The 16,781-nt window shown below is 63.5% G+C and carries 14 protein-coding genes and 1 tRNA gene; 7 read left to right on the top strand and 8 right to left on the bottom strand.

Annotated features, from left to right (window positions below; all coding sequences use genetic code 11):
* Window positions 1-3: 3 nt before the first annotated feature.
* From AB4099_RS15220 to AB4099_RS15210, 3 genes are all read right to left on the bottom strand, one after another.
* Window positions 4-1,248, bottom strand: coding sequence for a Zn-dependent hydrolase (locus AB4099_RS15220; RefSeq protein ID WP_441478661.1), 1,245 nt, complete (start codon window positions 1,246-1,248; stop codon window positions 4-6).
* A gap of 10 nt (window positions 1,249-1,258) precedes the next feature.
* Window positions 1,259-2,608 carry a dihydroorotase gene (locus AB4099_RS15215; protein WP_113516960.1) on the bottom strand — a complete coding sequence of 450 codons (1,350 nt, stop codon included), beginning with the start codon at window positions 2,606-2,608 and terminating at the stop codon, window positions 1,259-1,261.
* Between the two features lie 150 nt (window positions 2,609-2,758).
* The gene (locus tag AB4099_RS15210) at window positions 2,759-3,847 is read right to left on the bottom strand and encodes a DUF917 domain-containing protein (RefSeq protein ID WP_113516959.1); all 1,089 of its coding nucleotides are present in this window, start codon (window positions 3,845-3,847) and stop codon (window positions 2,759-2,761) included.
* A 338-nt stretch (window positions 3,848-4,185) separates the two neighbouring features.
* Here AB4099_RS15210 and AB4099_RS15205 point away from each other — a divergent pair, with 338 nt between their 5' ends.
* The 4 genes from AB4099_RS15205 to AB4099_RS15190 are packed head-to-tail and all read left to right on the top strand — an operon-like array spanning window position 4,186 to window position 7,183.
* Entirely contained in the window at window positions 4,186-5,061 is an 876-nt protein-coding gene (locus tag AB4099_RS15205) for a substrate-binding periplasmic protein (RefSeq protein WP_113516958.1), read from the top strand.
* Window positions 5,058-5,825 (top strand): amino acid ABC transporter ATP-binding protein, encoded by a 768-nt coding sequence (locus AB4099_RS15200; RefSeq protein WP_441478660.1) that lies wholly within the window; start codon window positions 5,058-5,060, stop codon window positions 5,823-5,825. The genes AB4099_RS15205 and AB4099_RS15200 overlap by 4 nt, the downstream gene beginning before the upstream one ends.
* Window positions 5,826-5,834: 9 nt before the next feature.
* Window positions 5,835-6,509 (top strand): amino acid ABC transporter permease, encoded by a 675-nt coding sequence (locus AB4099_RS15195; RefSeq protein ID WP_113516957.1) that lies wholly within the window; start codon window positions 5,835-5,837, stop codon window positions 6,507-6,509.
* The gene (locus AB4099_RS15190; protein WP_441478659.1) at window positions 6,509-7,183 is read left to right on the top strand and encodes an amino acid ABC transporter permease; all 675 of its coding nucleotides are present in this window, start codon (window positions 6,509-6,511) and stop codon (window positions 7,181-7,183) included. The genes AB4099_RS15195 and AB4099_RS15190 overlap by 1 nt, the downstream gene beginning before the upstream one ends.
* A gap of 26 nt (window positions 7,184-7,209) precedes the next feature.
* Here the strand turns inward: AB4099_RS15190 and AB4099_RS15185 are convergent, their stop codons facing one another.
* The gene (locus AB4099_RS15185; protein ID WP_441478658.1) at window positions 7,210-8,055 is read right to left on the bottom strand and encodes an NHL repeat-containing protein; all 846 of its coding nucleotides are present in this window, start codon (window positions 8,053-8,055) and stop codon (window positions 7,210-7,212) included.
* A 74-nt stretch (window positions 8,056-8,129) separates the two neighbouring features.
* Here AB4099_RS15185 and hydA point away from each other — a divergent pair, with 74 nt between their 5' ends.
* A complete protein-coding gene (hydA, locus tag AB4099_RS15180; protein ID WP_441478657.1) occupies window positions 8,130-9,572 on the top strand; it encodes a dihydropyrimidinase in 1,443 nt (480 codons plus the stop codon).
* Between the two features lie 49 nt (window positions 9,573-9,621).
* Here hydA and AB4099_RS15175 read toward each other — a convergent pair whose 3' ends face one another.
* From AB4099_RS15175 to pgm, 3 genes are all read right to left on the bottom strand, one after another.
* A complete protein-coding gene (locus AB4099_RS15175) occupies window positions 9,622-11,058 on the bottom strand; it encodes a patatin-like phospholipase family protein (protein WP_441478656.1) in 1,437 nt (478 codons plus the stop codon).
* Between the two features lie 315 nt (window positions 11,059-11,373).
* A complete protein-coding gene (locus AB4099_RS15170; RefSeq protein ID WP_113517072.1) occupies window positions 11,374-11,649 on the bottom strand; it encodes a YMGG-like glycine zipper-containing protein in 276 nt (91 codons plus the stop codon).
* Between the two features lie 575 nt (window positions 11,650-12,224).
* Entirely contained in the window at window positions 12,225-13,874 is a 1,650-nt protein-coding gene (pgm, locus tag AB4099_RS15165) for a phosphoglucomutase (alpha-D-glucose-1,6-bisphosphate-dependent) (protein WP_441478655.1), read from the bottom strand.
* Window positions 13,875-14,298: 424 nt separating this feature from the next.
* Between pgm and AB4099_RS15160 the strand changes: the two genes are divergently transcribed.
* A tRNA-Arg gene (locus AB4099_RS15160) sits at window positions 14,299-14,375 on the top strand.
* Window positions 14,376-14,733: 358 nt separating this feature from the next.
* Here the strand turns inward: AB4099_RS15160 and AB4099_RS15155 are convergent.
* Window positions 14,734-15,180 (bottom strand): hypothetical protein, encoded by a 447-nt coding sequence (locus AB4099_RS15155; RefSeq protein ID WP_441478654.1) that lies wholly within the window; start codon window positions 15,178-15,180, stop codon window positions 14,734-14,736.
* 507 nt (window positions 15,181-15,687) lie between these two features.
* Here AB4099_RS15155 and AB4099_RS15150 point away from each other — a divergent pair.
* A complete protein-coding gene (locus tag AB4099_RS15150) occupies window positions 15,688-16,380 on the top strand; it encodes a MarC family protein (RefSeq protein WP_113516952.1) in 693 nt (230 codons plus the stop codon).
* The last annotated feature ends 401 nt before the right edge of the window (window positions 16,381-16,781 follow it).

Below are 16,781 nucleotides of genomic sequence, written 5' to 3'. Positions count from 1 at the left end.
GCGTCAACCGAGTGTCGCGTCGAGCAGGCGCACCGTTTCGCCGAGGACGCGGGCACCGTCCGCGGCCTGATGCGGTTCGATCGTTTCTTCCGGCGCGTGGCTGCGACCATCGAGGCAGGGCACGAAGATCATGCCGATCGGGCCGGTGCGAGCGACGAAGACGCCGTCATGCCCGGCACCACTCGGCAGGTCCCGCGTCGACAGGCCGAGCGCGGCCGCGGCGGCCGCGATCGCCGAGCGCACCGCCGGCGCGCAGCCCGTCGGTGGGACATGGCTGATCGGTTCCGACCGCACAGTGAGACGCAGCGCCGCCAGCGCCGGCTTCAGATCGCTGACCAGGTCCTCGCCGAACGCCTTGACCGCCGCCTCGTCGCCCGAGCGCACCTCGAGGGTCAGGACGGCTTCGCCAGGCACGGCATTGGCGGCATTGGGGCTGACCTCGATCCGACCGAAGGTGGCGACCAGCGGTTGGGGATCGTTCGAGCGCGCGCTGGCACGTTCGTAAGCGGCCTCGATCAGCTTTGCGGCGCCGACCAGCGCATCGGCGCGCAGCGGCATCGGCGTCGCCCCCGCATGGTCGGCGCGTCCGGACACGATGATGCGCTCGCGCCGGATGCCGACGATGTCGGTGACGACACCAATCGCGATGCCCTCGTTTTCCAGCACACGCCCCTGCTCGATATGAACCTCGACATAGGCCGCGACGCTGTCGGCGGCGCGTCGAACAGAGGCGAGGTCGTCCGGCCGGCCGCCGACGAAGCCGATGCCTTCGCGCAGGGTCATGCCGTCGGGACGCGTCATCGCCAGCATCTCGTCGGAAAGCGCCCCGGCAAGGGCACGGCTGCCGATGCAGGAGAGGCCGAACTCGCTCGGCTCCTCGGCCAGGAAGTCGTAGACCTCGAGCGAATGCCGCAGCCGGTCGCCGCGCTCGGTGAAGCTCTGCGCGACCTCCAGCCCCGCCAGTACGCCGAGAATCCCGTCATACCGGCCGCCAGAGGGCACCGTATCGGAATGCGAGCCGATGATGATCGGCTTCAGCGAGGGGTCGGCGCCAGCGAGGCGGCCGACGAGATTGCCACCTGCGTCGATCGTCGTCGCGAGACCGGCTGCGCGGAACTCCGCCGCCAGCCATTTGCGTCCTTCGAGGAAGCGCGGCGTAAAGGAACGCCGCGTCCAGGGACGATCGGGGTCGGTGATCCCAGACAGCGCCTCGATGCGCCGCCACAAGCGCTCTGCGTCGATCGACATTGGCCGCGCCTTACGCCGAGGGCCGCAGGAAACGGCCGTCACCCGCCTTGTTGCAGATCTTCGCGCCATCCCAGGCGAGAGCTCCGCGGACATAGGTCGCGGCCACCCGCACGCGGAATTCGCGGCCCTCGAAAGAGCTCCACTTCACCGCCGCGAGGCTCTTGCTCGGATCGTGGACGAAACGGCCGGGCTCAAGCACGACGATGTCGGCATCGGCGCCGGGCGCGAGACGGCCCTTGTCGGCGAGCAGGAAGGCCTTCGCCGGGCCTTCGCAGAGCTGCTTCACCGCCATGGTCGGGGAGATGCCGCGCTCCTCGCAGCCGGTCCACAGCGCCGGCAGCAGGGTCTCGATGCCGGGGCCGCCGGAGGTGTTCTTGAAGATGTTGGGATCGCCCTTCTTCTCCAGCCCCCAGGAGACGTGGTCGGAGGAGATGAAATCGCAATGACCGGCGGCGAGGTGGCTCCAGAGCAGCTCGCTCTCCGCCTTCGGCCGGATCGGCGGGTAATGCTTGATCTTGGCACCGAAGCGCGGGCCGTGCTCTTCGGCATTGAGCATGAAATACTGCACGCAGCTCTCGACCGTCGCCTTGTAGCCGGCGCGCTTGTAGAGGTTGCAGATCTCGAAGCCGCGCGAGGTCGAGACGTGGACCGCATGGGCGCGGGCGCCGGTCTCGGCGCCGATTTCGTAGATCCGTGCCGTGGCGAGGTTCTCGACCAGCGGGGTATGGGCGCGCAGGAACGCGTCGGAGCCGGTATCGCCGGCCTCGATCAGGCGCGCGATGTTCCGGCGCGTCATCTCCTGGTCCTGGTTATGGACACCGCAGAGGAGGCCCGTCGGCTCGATCAGCTTGAACGCCTCGTAAAGCGTGTCGTCGCCGATGCGCGGGAAGCGCGTCGGATTCGCTTCGAATGTCGAGAACTTGAAGGCGCAGGCGCCCGCATCGACGAGGCCCGGAATGGCGTGCAGCCCGTTCTCGATGGTGATCGTGGCATAGAGCGCGACATCGACATGCGCGTCGCGTTCGACGATCGCGACCTTCTCGTTGAAGAGCCTGGCATTGGTAACAGGCTCGGGCTCGTCATAGGGCATGTCGACCATGACGGTGACGCCGCCGGCAGCCGCGGCGCGCGAGCACATGCCGATGCCCTCGTGGTTGGCCTGGCTACCGGAATGGACCTGGCCGTCGATCACGCCCGGGATGATCCACTGGCCGCGGAAATCCTGCGTCTCGCGCGCCGAAGGCGATGTACCGGCACCGACGGCGCCGACCTTGCCACCGGTGACGGCGACATAGCCGTCCTCGATGATCTGGTCGGACAGAACGACATTGCCGCGAAGAACGAGATCGAAATCACTCATGGTCAGATGCCCGGTTGATGCTGCGTGGCCCGCAGGCCATTCGTGTCACGATAGCTGCTCGGCCTCAGAGCCAAACATACCAATTTCGCGGTCGCCCATAATCGGTCGTTATTGCGACGGCGGAAACAATGCATGTGGGTTTCCAGCTGTTCATCCAAGTGCATAGCCGGTGAAATCCATCCCGAGCGCCTTCTCGACGATCGGATAGACACTCGGATCGGTCACGCTGGAACTCAACGGGATGCGATCCTTGGCAATGCGCAGGATCGAGAGCTCCATGCCCTCGGTGACATGGCCGACGCTGACGGGCCGACCATCCGAACCGAGCGTGGTGATGACATCGGGATAGCTCGCCAGGCGCGCGCCATCGAGATCGGTCACCGCCATGTATTCGTTCATGACATGGAGAATCCGCGCCGCGGTGCCGGAGCCGACCTGGATGGTCCCGATATCAAAGGCCTCGCTGGTATATTGCACCGCCTTGCGGACGACAGTCCCGCGTCCGATGATCGATCCGCCGACCTGGTCGCAGATTGCGTCGATGATCGCGGACCCGCCCTTGGGCGTCGCGGCCAGGATGCGCTCCCCGAGCGCCAGCGCCATGGAAATACCGCCGAGCGCCGCGTGCTTGCGGACATAGGTCGCCGGAACCGGGTTCCGGCAGGACGCGATGAACCCGCCCGACATGTCCGAGGCCGTACGCAGGATCGGCGAGACCTTCCCGGTCGCGCCCCGCGTCACCAGTTCGATATAGGAATTCTTGGCGCGATTGCCGCCGACGGCTGTCTGGATCGTTGCCTCTGGGCTGTTGGCAAGGCCGATCGACCCCATGTCACCGGTGGGATGGGCGCGAATATCACCGACGGCGTCGATTACCTTCACGCCGAGGAGAGCACTCGGAAGCCAGGCATTGAGCGTGCTCGACATGCCGTTCTGGCCGATGATCAGGCCATAGACAGGCTTGCCCAGCGCGTCCTGCAGCAACTGGACGGCCCGGACATAGTCGACGCCCTGCATCTCCCATTCCGTCGTGCCGGCGGGAGCGCCGATTGCAGCCGCCGTCGCGATGATCGCGTCGTCCGGCGCCTCTTCAATCGAAACCAGCTCCGGCCGGCCAGCCATCACCGCTGCAGTTCCCAGCATGCGCCCATGCTCAGCCCAGCCGCCGCCGCCAGCGGCAAAGATCGAGCCACCGGCAATAGCCGCCTCGACATCCCCAATCGTCAGAAAACGTCCCATCGGTCAGCCTCGAATCAGCCTCGAATGCCGGCAGCCCGCCGGGCCGTGACGAACTTAGATGGCCGCACGCCCGAACGAACATGCTAATTCGGCGTGGAGTCATAACGGCATGTTATCCGTGGGCGACAGAACCTGCGGCAGCATCGCCCCATCTACAGGCCGCGGTCCGGTGAGGGCGGCAGAGACTTAACATAAGGTTATGGACACCCGACAATAAGTGATTGGTAAGGCATGAATTTGCACTGTTAGAGTTTTACCGCTGGGGTGGCCGGATTGTTGCAAGCGACAGGCGCGGCGATCACGTCCCCTCGGCGACAGCATCTAACGGGAGCAGGATGATGAGGTTTTTGTCGGTCAAAGCGGCGCGCACGGCCGTTCAGGGTTTCGCCGTGGCGGCGCTCCTTGTCACCCCTGTGCTGGCCCAGGACGCCGATCATCCAGCCAATGAGAAGCTGAAAGTGGCTTGCGACCTCGGCTTTGCCCCGTTCTGCTTCAAGACGGCGGCCGGCGAGACCACGGGCTTCACATACGACATGTCGCTGGCGCTGGCACAGAAGTTGGGCCGCCCGGGCGTCGACGTCACGGACTCGAACTTCTCGGCGATCTTCGCCGGACTGTTTTCCAAGCGCTATGAGATGATCCCGGCACCGACCAACATCACGCCGGAGCGCGCGCAGCAGATGCTGTTCAGCGAGCCCTATATGCCGACCGGCCTCGGCTTCCTCGTCAAGAAGGGCGGCAAGATCGCCAATCTGGAGGAGCTGAAGGGCAAGGCGCTGACCGTGAACAATGGCAGCATTTCGGACAAGTGGCTGACCGACAACGAAGCCAAGTACGGCTATACGATCCAGCGCTACAACAAGAATGCCGACGCGGTGCAGGCCGTGATGATCGGCCGCGCCTTCGCCAACGTCGCCGATGCGCCGGTCTCGCGCTACGTTTCGACGCAGACGCCTGCAGCCGAGGTTGCGTTCGTGCTCGACAGCGGCCGCAATTTCGGCATCGCCTTCCGCAAGGAGGACGCAGCATTTCGCGCCAAGGTCGAGGAAGCCCTCGAATGCATCAAGACGGACGGCACGCTCGCCAAGATCCATGAGAAGTGGTTCGGTGTGAAGCCGGACGCCTCGTCCTCTTCGGCGAAGATCTATCCGGGCATCGGTGCCCCGGGCTTCGAGGGCTACGACGCGACCGAGCACAAGGCCGTCTGTAAGTGAGGTCAGCGACCGCAATCACGCCTGCATCCGCAGAGCCGATCGTCGCCATCGACGGTCTGCGGAAGAGCTTCGGCAATGTCGAAGTCCTGCGCGGCGTCGATCTCAGGGTCGCCAAGGGCGAGGCCGTCGTGATCGTCGGCTCGTCCGGCTCGGGCAAGAGCACCTGCCTGCGCTGCATCAACCGGCTGGAAGAGCCGACAGCGGGGACCATCCGCGTCGGCGGCGAGGAAGTGACCGGCGCCAAGGTCGATCTCAACCTGCTGCGCCGGCGCATCGGCATGGTCTTCCAGGGCATCAACCTCTATCCGCACAAGACGGCCCTGGGAAACGTGACCCTGGCGCTGCGCAAGGTGGCCGGCCTCGGAAAGGCCGAGGCCGAGCAGAAGGCGCGCCAGCATCTCGAGCTGGTCGGGCTCGCGCACAAGGCCGACTCCTATCCGGCGCAATTATCCGGCGGCCAGCAGCAGCGCGTCGGCATTGCCCGCGCCATGGCGCTGGAGCCGCAGGTGATGCTCTTCGACGAGCCGACCTCGGCACTGGACCCCGAGCTCGTGGGCGAGGTCCTGAACGTCATGGTCCGCACCAAGGAGATGGGCATGACCATGATCGTCGTCACGCATGAGATGCATTTCGCGCGCGATGTCGCCGATCGCGTCGTGTTCATGGATCATGGCGCGGTGCTGGCGGAGGGCACCCCGGAGGACATCCTGGTCTCGCCGCAGCATCAGCGCATCCGCGACTTCGTCACGCGCTCCAGGGCCTGACAGTACGTCATGGACCAGATCGTCCGCTATTTCTTCGACTTCTCGCTGATGTCCGCCTATTGGCCCGACATCCTGCGCGGCTTCCTGATCACTATCGAAATGTCGATTCTGACGGTGCTGATCGGCGTGCCGCTCGGCCTCGCCATCGCAATCCTGCGGCTCTACGGCTTCAAGCCGCTGAACGCGCTGATCATCCTCTATATCGATTTCTTCCGCTCGATCCCGCAGCTCGTGCTGATCATGCTGGCCTATTTCGCGCTGCCCTCTTTCGGGCTGATGCTGGGGCCGTTCACCGCCACCGTTCTAGCGCTGGCAATCGTGCTCTCGGCCTTCTCCGAGGAGATCTTCTGGGCCGGCATCAATGCGGTTGCCAAGGGGCAATGGGAAGCCGGGCGCTCGACCGGGCTCGGCTTCAACCAGACGCTGGTCCATATCATCCTGCCGCAGGTCGTGCGCATCTCGATCCCGCCCCTGACCAACCGCGCGATCGGCATCAGCAAAGGCACGACGCTCGGCTCGGTCGTCGCGGTTCCCGAACTGCTCAATGTGACGTCGAGCATCCAGTCGAATGTTGCCAATCCGACAGCCCTCACCGTTGGTGCGCTGCTGTTCCTCGCCCTGTTCCTGCCGTTCGTGCGCTTCACGCGCTGGCTCGAACGCGCTTATGCCCATCCGAGGTCGTGATGGACGAACTCGTCACGACATTCCTCAATATCGACGTCCTCCGGGAAGTCTGGCCGCTGCTCCTGCAGGGCTTCTGGATGACGCTGGCGCTCGCGGCAGTCGCCGTGCCGCTATCGGTCTCCTGCGGTGTCGCCATCGCGATGGCGCAGGATTCGCCCAACCGACTGCTGCGGATGCTGCTGGTCGCCTATGTCGACGTCATGCGGGCGATCCCGCCACTGGTGCTGCTGATCTTCATCTTCTTCGGCCTGCCCTTCCTCGGGCTGAAGCTCAACGAGTTCACTGCCGCCGTGCTCGCGCTGACCCTCAACGGGTCCAGCTACTTCGCCGAGATCTTCCGCGCCGGCATCGAGTCCGTGCCGACGGGGCAACGCGAAGCGGCGCGCTCCACCGGGCTCACCTGGCGCCAGAGCATGACCTATGTCGTGGTGCCGCAAGGCGCGCGCAATGTGCTGCCCGACCTGATCAGCAACACGGTCGAGCTGGTGAAACAGACCTCGATCGCCTCGGCCGTTGCCCTGCAGGAACTGCTGCGTTCCGCGCAGCTCGCCCAGGGCCTTCTGTACAACCCGACGCCTCTGGTTGCGGTCGCGATCGTCTATTTCCTGATGTTCTGGCCGTTCGTCCGGATGGTGTCGCGCCTGCAGCACAGGGCCGTCGCGCAGGCCGGATGATCGCCGGCCCGCGTCCGGAGCACCGGCTAGACCGGAAACAGCCGCGTCAGGCGGTTGGGGCTGGTCTCCGCCAGGAGGATGTCGCCGTTCGGGGCGAGCCACATGCCGTGGGCACCGTTCAGCACCGGACGACAGCGGCCAAGCAGGTCCCCATCCGAGGCCAGCAGGCTGAGCGTGGGAATCGAGTCGCAGACATGGATGCGATCGGCGGCATCGGCAACGACATCCTGCGGCCGCAGGAACCCGTCCCAGACGGCGAGCAGATCGCCGGTGGCCGTGAAGGCCTGGACGCGGCTGTTCTCGCGATCGGCCACGATCACGCGGCCATCGCTGAGAACGCAGATGCCATGTGGCGTCAGGAACGCGCCCGGCGCCGTGCCGACGGAGCCCCAGTTCGACAGATGCCGCCCAGCGCGGTCAAAACGATGCACGAGCGCGTGGCCATAGCCATCCGCCACATAGAATCCCCCGTCCGGCGCAAAGGCGATGTCGCTGGGATGATTGAACGGCGCCCCGGGCTGATGCATCTGCCCGATCTGGCTCCGCACGACGCCGTCCCGATCGCAGAACAGGATGCGGTGGGCATCACGATCGACAATGGCGATCACGCCGTCGGGGCCTGCCGCAATCTTGTGTGCATCGACGCAGAGGCCTTCGCCCCAGCTCGCGATCCAGTCTCCGTCACGGTTGAGAACCACGACGCAGGGGCCGGGAGCATCGACCGCGACGTCGGAGCGCAGCAGCACATAGACGCGACCCTCGGCATCGATCGTGACGTCGGTGATCTTTCCCCGCGCTTGAGACAGATCGCCCCAAGGCCGCTCGACGCCAAAGCTCCGCTCGCCCAACCGGACGCGCAATTCCGTCTTCATCATCCCCTCGAGACTGCGGCGCAGCCGCGCCGGCTTGTGAATGGCGAGCCAGCCGCCAGAACCGGAGAACTACAATGAGCGATTTCGATCTCGTCATTCGTGGCGGAACGACGGTGACCGCATCCGACATCTCCGTTTGCGATGTCGGCGTCAAGGATGGGTTGATTGCTGCGATCGGCGCCGGTCTGCCTCGAGGCGACACCGATATCGATGCGAAGGGATTGCTGGTCCTTCCGGGCGGGGTCGACACGCATGTGCATCTCGACCAGCCCTTCTCGTCCGGCGCCGATATCGCCGATGATTTTGCAAGCGGGACGGCCTCGGCTGCGGCAGGCGGGACGACGACGATCGTCTGCCACGCGCCTCAGACGCGTGGCGGATCGCTCACCGAGGCCGTCGCGGCCTATGCCACGAAAGCGAAGCAGGCGCGCATCGATCACGGCTTTCACCTGCTGATCAACGATCCGACGCCGGACGTTCTCGAGCGGGAATTGCCGGCACTGGTGGCAGCGGGCCACCGCTCGGTGAAGGTCTTCATGACCTATGAGAGCAATCGTCTCGCCGATGCGCAGATCCTGCAGACGCTTGCCGCGGCGCGGCGCGCCGGAGCGCTCGTCTGCGTGCATGCCGAACATCACGAACTGATCGGCTGGCTGACGCAGGCGCTGCTGGCGGCAGGGCAGACCGCGCCGCGGCATCTCGCCTCGGCCAAACCCATGGTGGTCGAGCGCGAAGCGACCCACCGCATTCTGGCGCTGGCGGAGGCGCTCGACACCCCGGTCCAGGTCTTCCACGTCTCGGGCGCGCAGTCCGGGGAGGAAGTCGCGCGCGCCCAGGCCCGCGGCCAGAAGGCCTGGGCCGAGACCTGCACCCAATATCTCGTGTTGGGCGAATCCGACATGGACCGGCCCGGTTTCGAAGGCGCGAAGTTCATGATCTCGCCGGCGCTGCGTCCGCCATCTGATGGCGAAGCCTTGTGGCAGCTCATCCGAGACGGCGTCATCGACATCGTCTCATCCGATCACTCGCCGCTGCGCTTCGACGATCCGCGCGGCAAGAAGCAGCACGGCGAAACGGCCCCCTTCAACAAGATCCCGAATGGCGTTCCCGGCCTCGCAGCGCGCTTGCCGATTCTCTATTCCGAGGGGGTCGCCAAGGGACGCATCGATCTGCGCACGTTCGTCTCGCTCGTTGCGACCAATCCGGCGCGCCGTTTCGGGCTTGCCCCGCGCAAGGGTTCCATCGCGATCGGCGCCGATGCCGATATTGTCCTCTTCGATCCGACCCGGCGCATGCGCCTGACCAATGCCCTGCAGCACCATGGCAGCGACTACACGCCCTATGAGGGGCTCGAGGTTCAGGGATATCCCACCGCGACCTACCAGCGCGGCCAGTTGATCTTCGACGGCACCAACGTGCTGGTGCAGCCTGGTGCCGGACGTCTGATTGCGCGACCTGCCTATGCGGAAATCGCCCCCACCGGACATTTCCCGACGCCATTCAATCCATTTGAATAGGCCCTGCTCTGGCAGGCGCGCCATTGTCCGAACCGTAGGGGGCTTGTGGTCAATGTCCCCCGACGACGCCCGCAATGCGGCGGATATCGTCGACCGCCTGTTTGACCGCAACGCTCCGGTGAACAACCGTCTTGCCGGCCTCGATGAGCAGCTCCACCTGCTCGCGCGGCAGCGAGAGCCGCGTTTCGACGCGGTTCAGGCTGGCCGCGACGTTTGGTTCGAGATCCGCGAATTCGAGGTGCTCGACCCTGAAATCGACCTTGCGGCAGTCCCAGCCGTCGGCGCTGCCCCGGATCCGGCGCACGGTTTCCAACGGCAACCCGCAACGGTAGGCGACCACCCGCTCCTTCCACCTTTCGACTGCAAAGTTCAAAGCGTCGAGAGCATGACGAGACGAGGAGGTCATGCCGGTATCGATTGCCGCTTCGACCAGCGGCGCCAGCCAGGGGCCATTCATCGAAGCTCCCCAATCCTCCGTCTGACCCCGGCCCGCATCGGCAACAATGAACAGGAAATGGCGCAGCTTGACGGCCTGCTCCGCCGATAATGGTCCGTGCGGGGTCTTGGACGCGCTTCTTTCCAGCACGAACCCCGTTATGCCCAGATTGTCCGTCAGCCCACCATCCATAAGCCGCACAAATTTGATGCCGTCTTCGGCATGGTAGGAATCCAATGCGTTGGCGTAGGCCGTCAGCCGCAAGGATGGGTTGGAGCCGCTTAGCGCACCCTTGAGCCACGCAGGGTGGCGGTAGCCGCAATCCTGCTTGGTGGCAGCCAGCACGACGGGTGCAAAGACGACCGGCACGGCCGCCGAGGCTGCCACCGCATCCGAAATCTTCAGCTTGTCGAGATCGCTGCAGAGCGCCGCAAAGGTATCGTAGCTAAAGAGAAAAGGCGTCCGATTGTAGATATCCGAAGCGCTGATCCAGACTGATGGCGCGTTCGCCCATTTGAAGCGTGTAAAATCAGCCCCATCGAACAGGTTATCATTCAACCAGCGCGCAAAGGTATTTCGGTCATTTACGCCGCCCGCGACTGCCCGAGACAGGCTGAATGGTGATGCCAGCGATGTTTGCATGCTCGCTTCTGCATGCTGAAACAAGAAGCGCTCATCGAAATCACGATAATCGTCGCGGCCGCGATAGCCGAAATAGGCCGCCGTGATAGCTCCTCCGGAAACCCCGGAAATCATACGGACATTATCGACCATCGTACGTTCATAGGGCTTCTGATCGACGACGATCTCGTCAAGCGCACGCAAGACGCCATAGGAGAAGGCCGAAGCGCGAACACCACCTCCCGAGAAGGCGAGGCCAACGACCATCGAGCCGTCATCCCCACGATCGGGAACGAATTCCGGCGAAGGCGGCGGCGCTTTCTCGGCAAGACTGTTGACGGGCCCAACATCCGCAGCCGAGCAGGCGCAGAGAATGAGCGTAGCCATCAGCCAGATGGCCTTCACGCCCTTCGCAGCAAACAGCCTCATTCGCTCTCCGGCCCCGTTGCACGATGACTGGTTACGTAACTGACATCCCGGCTGATAGCCGATTCGATCCGACGTCTCGATCCAAAATTGCCGACGACGACCAGGTCCTGGATCGGAATCCAGCCATTGACTGCGCCGGCATCCGACGCGGTCTCGTTCAATCATGCATGCCCGTTGCCGGTGCGACGGTCCGGCCCGACAGGGGTTGCGCTATTGGCCCTCACGCGCAACGGCAACCCCGTTGGAGCAGCGGTATAGAGAACCGGATGCTGCCAGGAGGCTCGCCAATCGGCCCTACAGCAGCACTCAGGCGCCTTACGGGCAGGGACCCGTGAAGCGGCGACCGCTCGCATCCTGGAAGATGCAGTTGTTCGGGGTCGTCGCCCGGCCGACGACCGCACCGGTCACGCCACCAGCAAGGGCACCGATCGCGGCACCACGTCCGCCGCCCGCGATCCCGCCGACGAGCGCACCACCGCCAGCACCAATTGCGGCACCGCCAAGCGTGCGCTGCGATTGAGACTCAGGGTTGCAGCCTGCGAGTAAGAGGCCGAGGCCGATAAGGCCGGTGAGAGTGATCGAACGGATCATCATAGGGCTCCTTGTTCGAGAGTGGGCGCGAATGCGAACGCACCAATCTAGGCCAAGCACCCAAGCGCGCCATCGCCCTGCGTCCCAAACTATGTGCATGGCGTTTCGTGCCTGTCCGAACCGGAGGCTGAGAACCGCTGCTTGGCACGCACCCCTCATTCAAGACAGCTGCCCCGTCCCTTATTGGAACGGGCGCTGCCCGGCCCGGTCTCGCAACCGATTGGCCGCCAAAACTCAAAATGGACCGACCGGTCGACCGCGAATCGGGACGCGGCCGACCGAGAGGCGGACGGGTCGGTGGTGAAGTGGGCATGGCCCCACGCTTCGCGGCGTCGCATCGTAGAGTACTGCCAGGTTGAGGCACACCACGGACGGAGCAGCTCCCTCCGCAGCTGGATTTGGGCACCTGGCGCGCCCAGAATAATCCACGAACCTCATAGGATACGGACTTCTTCGGCGCTCGTGACCGGCGCGCAACTTCGAACGGCACAATCGCACCACGACGGGCTGAACTCGTGCCCAGGCATCCTGTCCCAAGGAGCCGCAGCTCAACGCATCTGATCGTGGGCGGCATCTCATGCAGCGGCAAAGGCGCCATTGATGATCGTCTGGGCCTCTTCCTGGATCTGTCGCAGATGCGCCTCGTCGCGGAAGCTCTCGGCGTAGATCTTGTAGACCTCCTCGGTGCCGGAGGGACGGGCGCAGAACCAGCCATCATCGGTTACGACCTTCACGCCTCCGATCGCAGCGCCATTGCCCGGCGCCTCGTTCAGGATGGCGGTGATCGGCTGTCCGGCCAGCTGATCGGTCGCGACTTGCGGCCGCGACAGGGTTTTCAGCACGGCCTTCTGCGCGGGGCTGGCGGCGGCGTCAGTGCGCGCGTAATGCGGTTCGCCGAGCTCCCTCGTCAGACAGAGATAGCGTTCGCTGGGATCTGATCCGGTGCTGGCAGTGATCTCGGCTGCGAGCAGACCGAGGATGATACCGTCCTTATCCGTGGTCCAGCTCGAGCCGTCACGGCGCAGGAAGGAGGCGCCGGCGCTCTCCTCGCCGCCGAAGCCGAAGCTGCCATCCGAGAGGCCGTCAACGAACCATTTGAAGCCGACCGGCACCTCGACGAGCCGACGCCCGAGCTTGCCAGCGACACGATCGATCATCGAGCTGCTGACGATGGTCTTGCCGATGGCGGCGTCGGCGCGCCAGCCGTGACGGCTGGTGAAGAGATAGGCGATGGCCGTGGCCAGATAGTGGTTCGGGTTCATCAGCCCGCCGCTGCGGGTGACGATGCCGTGCCGGTCTGCATCCGTGTCGTTGGCGAAGGCAACGTCAAAGCGATCGCGCATGCCGATCAGGCCCGTCATCGCGTAGGCCGAGGAGCAGTCCATCCGGATCTTGCCGTCCCAGTCGGCGCTCATGAAGCCGAAGGTCGGATCGAGCCTGGTGTCGACGGTGGTCGCATTGATGCCATAGCGCTCGACGATTGGCGCGTAGTAGTCGAGCCCTGCGCCGCCGAGCGGGTCGATGCCGATGCTGACGCCGGAGCTGCGGATCGTCTCCATGTCGACGACGGCTGCGAGATCGCCGACATAGGCCTCGATATAGTCATGGCGTCGGACCAGATCCGACTTCAGAGCCCTCCCGTAGGGCATGCGCACGATGCCAGCGAGCTTCTCCGCTATGAGCGCATTGGCCGTGCGCTCGATCCATCCGGTCGCGTCCGTATCGGCGGGCCCGCCATGTGGCATGTTGTATTTAAAGCCGCCATCCGCCGGAGGGTTGTGCGACGGCGAGATCACCACGCCATCAGCGAGACCGGCGCTCCGGCCGCGATTATGCCGGATAATGGCATGCGAGATCACCGGGGTCGGTGTGAAGCGCAGATGCTCGTCGACCATGGTGACGACGCCGTTGGCCGCGAAAACCTCGAGCGCTGTTTCGAAGGCCGGTCGGGACAGCGCATGCGTGTCGATGCCGAGGAAGAGCGGACCGTTGATGCCCTGCTGCTGACGGTAGAGGCAGATCGATTGGGCGATCGCCAGGATATGCGCCTCGTTGAACGAAAGCTGGAATGCCGAACCGCGATGGCCGGAGGTGCCGAAGGCGACGCGCTGCCCGGGTTGAGCCGGATCAGGACGGTCAAAGTAATCCTGCGTCAGTTGAGCGACATCGACGAGTTGGCTGGGATCGAGAGGCTTTCCCGCAAGCGGGCTAACGGCGGATGTCATCAACTTTCCTCAGCAGGCGCCCAAAATCCGGGGGTGAACGACGTCCAGTCGAAGCTCCTATTCCCGCCCGTCAATCTTGGGCCAGATCGGAGGTAATTGCGACTCAGTGTGCGATCGATGCTCATGCCTTGACTGCAACGCAAGTTTCCGATTGTGCGGCTGGTCGGGTCCCTCTGGAGCAAATGCCGCCGGCGCGCATCCTCCACGGCGACGCGGGCTACGACAGCTCCCTGATCGCTCTGGCCGGCAAAAGGGCGCCCCCCTAAAATCAAGAGCCAAGAAAGTCTAAATCAAGCGCGCGTAATTTCCGCGGCACGTCCGACACGATTCGAACGTGTGACCCTTGCCTTCCAGGGTTCTTACTCAATCGCAAAATCCCTCGTTGCCGAAGCAGTCGCGATCAGCTATCCACCTTCCACGGATTGCGCCCGTAGCTCAGCTGGATAGAGCGTTGCCCTCCGAAGGCAAAGGTCACACGTTCGAATCGTGTCGGGCGCGCCATTTGTTTCAAAGAGTTAGCTAGAATCCCCCTTCCCGAGAATTGAACTGATCCCGGTGTTCGTGCGGGGTCCTTTCCACAGAGTTGAAATGGGTGGCTGTGACTGGCCGCGAGTTCCGCTTTGGGACCGCCAGATCCACCTTTCCGCTTTCCCATCCCAATCTCTATCAAACACTGTCTACTCGACGGGGGCTTACGCGCCCTTGCACGGGCAAGGGATCACTTCAATCGTCCGGTGCGGCTTCCCAAAGCTTCCGCGAGGATGGCACCTGCTCTCCCACCTCTTCGGAGGAACTGTCCCTGTTCAGGGTATCCTGACCTCTCAACGGGATGGCTTAGCAGTATCACCAAATAGACTGATTATTGGGCGCGCCACTTATAAGATCCATTCCGATCGTAGAAATGGCCATTGCTATCCTTTCGTCCTTGGTAGGAACCATTTTTGTCATAGAAACTGCCATTCCCATCGACACGCCCTTTATAGGAACCATTGCTGTCGTAGGAACGGCCAGTTTCATCGACACGCCCCTTATAGGAGCCATTGCTATCAAAGGAGCGACCAGTTTCATCGACACGCCCCTTATAAGAGCCGTTACGATCGTACATACGGCCGCCACTATCCTTTCGCCCCTGATAATTACCAGAAGAATCATAGAAATTTTGCGCTCTGACACCAATTCCTGAAATAATAGACAAAATTACTGCCAAAATTAACTTTTTCAACTTTCCGCCACCCCGTTCTCGACAAGGGCAATCAGATAAATCATTTTTGCTGAATTTGGCCGCACTATCATATTCAGCCAGCATTCAGCGATTGCGCAGGGGCCGGGATTTTCACGGTCTTTCGGCCACGCACGCGGCCTGCCATGAATGACGCGCAGGCTTTGACGTCCGGATACTGCCAAGCGTACGGTGATCATCGATGGCCGGGACATGATCCCGGCGCCATACCGTGCCTCCATTCGCCGCGCGAACCAACCCTTCCCGGTCGAGCGGCCGGCACGGCGTCGCAGTCCGGCTTGATGCGGTGGGCAGTCCCATGGGCCCCATTGCTCGGCACCAGGGAGAAAGATGATCGTGATCGTTTTGACCTGATCCACCCGCTGCCTCACAGCGGAGAACCTGAACAGGACGCCATTTCAATTTGAAGGCTTCGCGATGAAGGATGCGATTGGTGACGACCTTGAGGGGCGCCCGGTTCAGCGGGGTGGGCACGGCGTTCGCGCTGGCTTGGCTCTTTCCGGAGAGCCGCCTCCCGCGGAGATACGCCCAAGCCTTTGTATCACCAGCCCCCACTATCTTGAGCCGATTTAAATGTCGGCGGCCATCAATACGTTCCTGGTTGTGCTCGCAGCCATCTTTCCCGTGGTCAATCCGCCGGGATCAGCACTCGTTTTCCTGGGATTGACGCGCGGCGCGGTGCCCGACACAAGGCGCATCCTCGCGCGGCGTATCGCGGTGAATTCGCTCTTCGTTCTGATGGGAGCGTTCCTTCTGGGCGCGCTCATCCTGCAATTCTACGGAATTTCGATCCCCATCCTGCGCGTGGCGGGTGGGCTGATCGTGGCGGTATCCGGATGGAAGCTGCTCAACGAAGGCAGCCAGAAGGATTTCGACGCGCATGCGGACGACGTCTCGCGCGCCAACCTCCTGAACCAGGCCTTCTATCCGCTGACCCTGCCACTGACCACCGGGCCCGGCACGATCGCTGTCACCATCAGTATCGGGCTTTCACGCGCGACGTTCACGGCATCCTCCGGCGCGGTCGTTTTCGTTCTCGCCAGCCTCCTTGCCATCGCCGTAATCGCGCTCAGCATCTGGCTCTGCTTTACCTATGCCGTTCGCGTGCAAAAGCTTCTCGGGCAAGGCGGCACCGAAATTGCGGTTCGCCTTTCGGCGTTCATTCTCTTCTGCCTGGGCGTACAGATCCTGTGGTCAGGAGCGAGCGAATTGCTGAGCTCTCTCCTGCATGGACCGGTCAGCGCAGCCTCAGCCACTGCGACCTGATTCCAGGAGATGCCTGAAGCGAACGAACGGCATCTCCTCGCGCCCCGGCAGCAAACCGTACCGGCGATGAATGGCACTTCCCTGTCACGAGCCTGAGGACCATCACTGGAAGCAGGGGGGCGGAGCGCAGCGTTCTCCCACGCTACCTCGGCGTTCAAGCTCCACGACCGTCGTTCTGACGTGATTGATTGATCAGACCGCTGGAGATCGCCAACTTGCCGGCCCCGTGTTTTTCTCGGATACTATTATCGCATGAAATGAGTTGGAAGATCGCGCGATGAGAGCTGCTCTGGTTGTTTCCAGTCTTATTCTATTGACCAGTATTGCAGGCTGCACGCCGCGCGAGGAATTCGCCTCACCCTCCGTCGTATCCACGGCAGCGCCCCGTGCTTCGGCGGAGC

It is taken from the genome of Allobosea sp. 2KB_26, assembly GCF_052115715.1.
Taxonomy (GTDB): Bacteria; Pseudomonadota; Alphaproteobacteria; order Rhizobiales; family Beijerinckiaceae; genus Allobosea.
The sequence above is the reverse complement of the archived record's forward strand: the minus strand, read 5'-3'. Positions and strand labels throughout refer to the sequence as shown.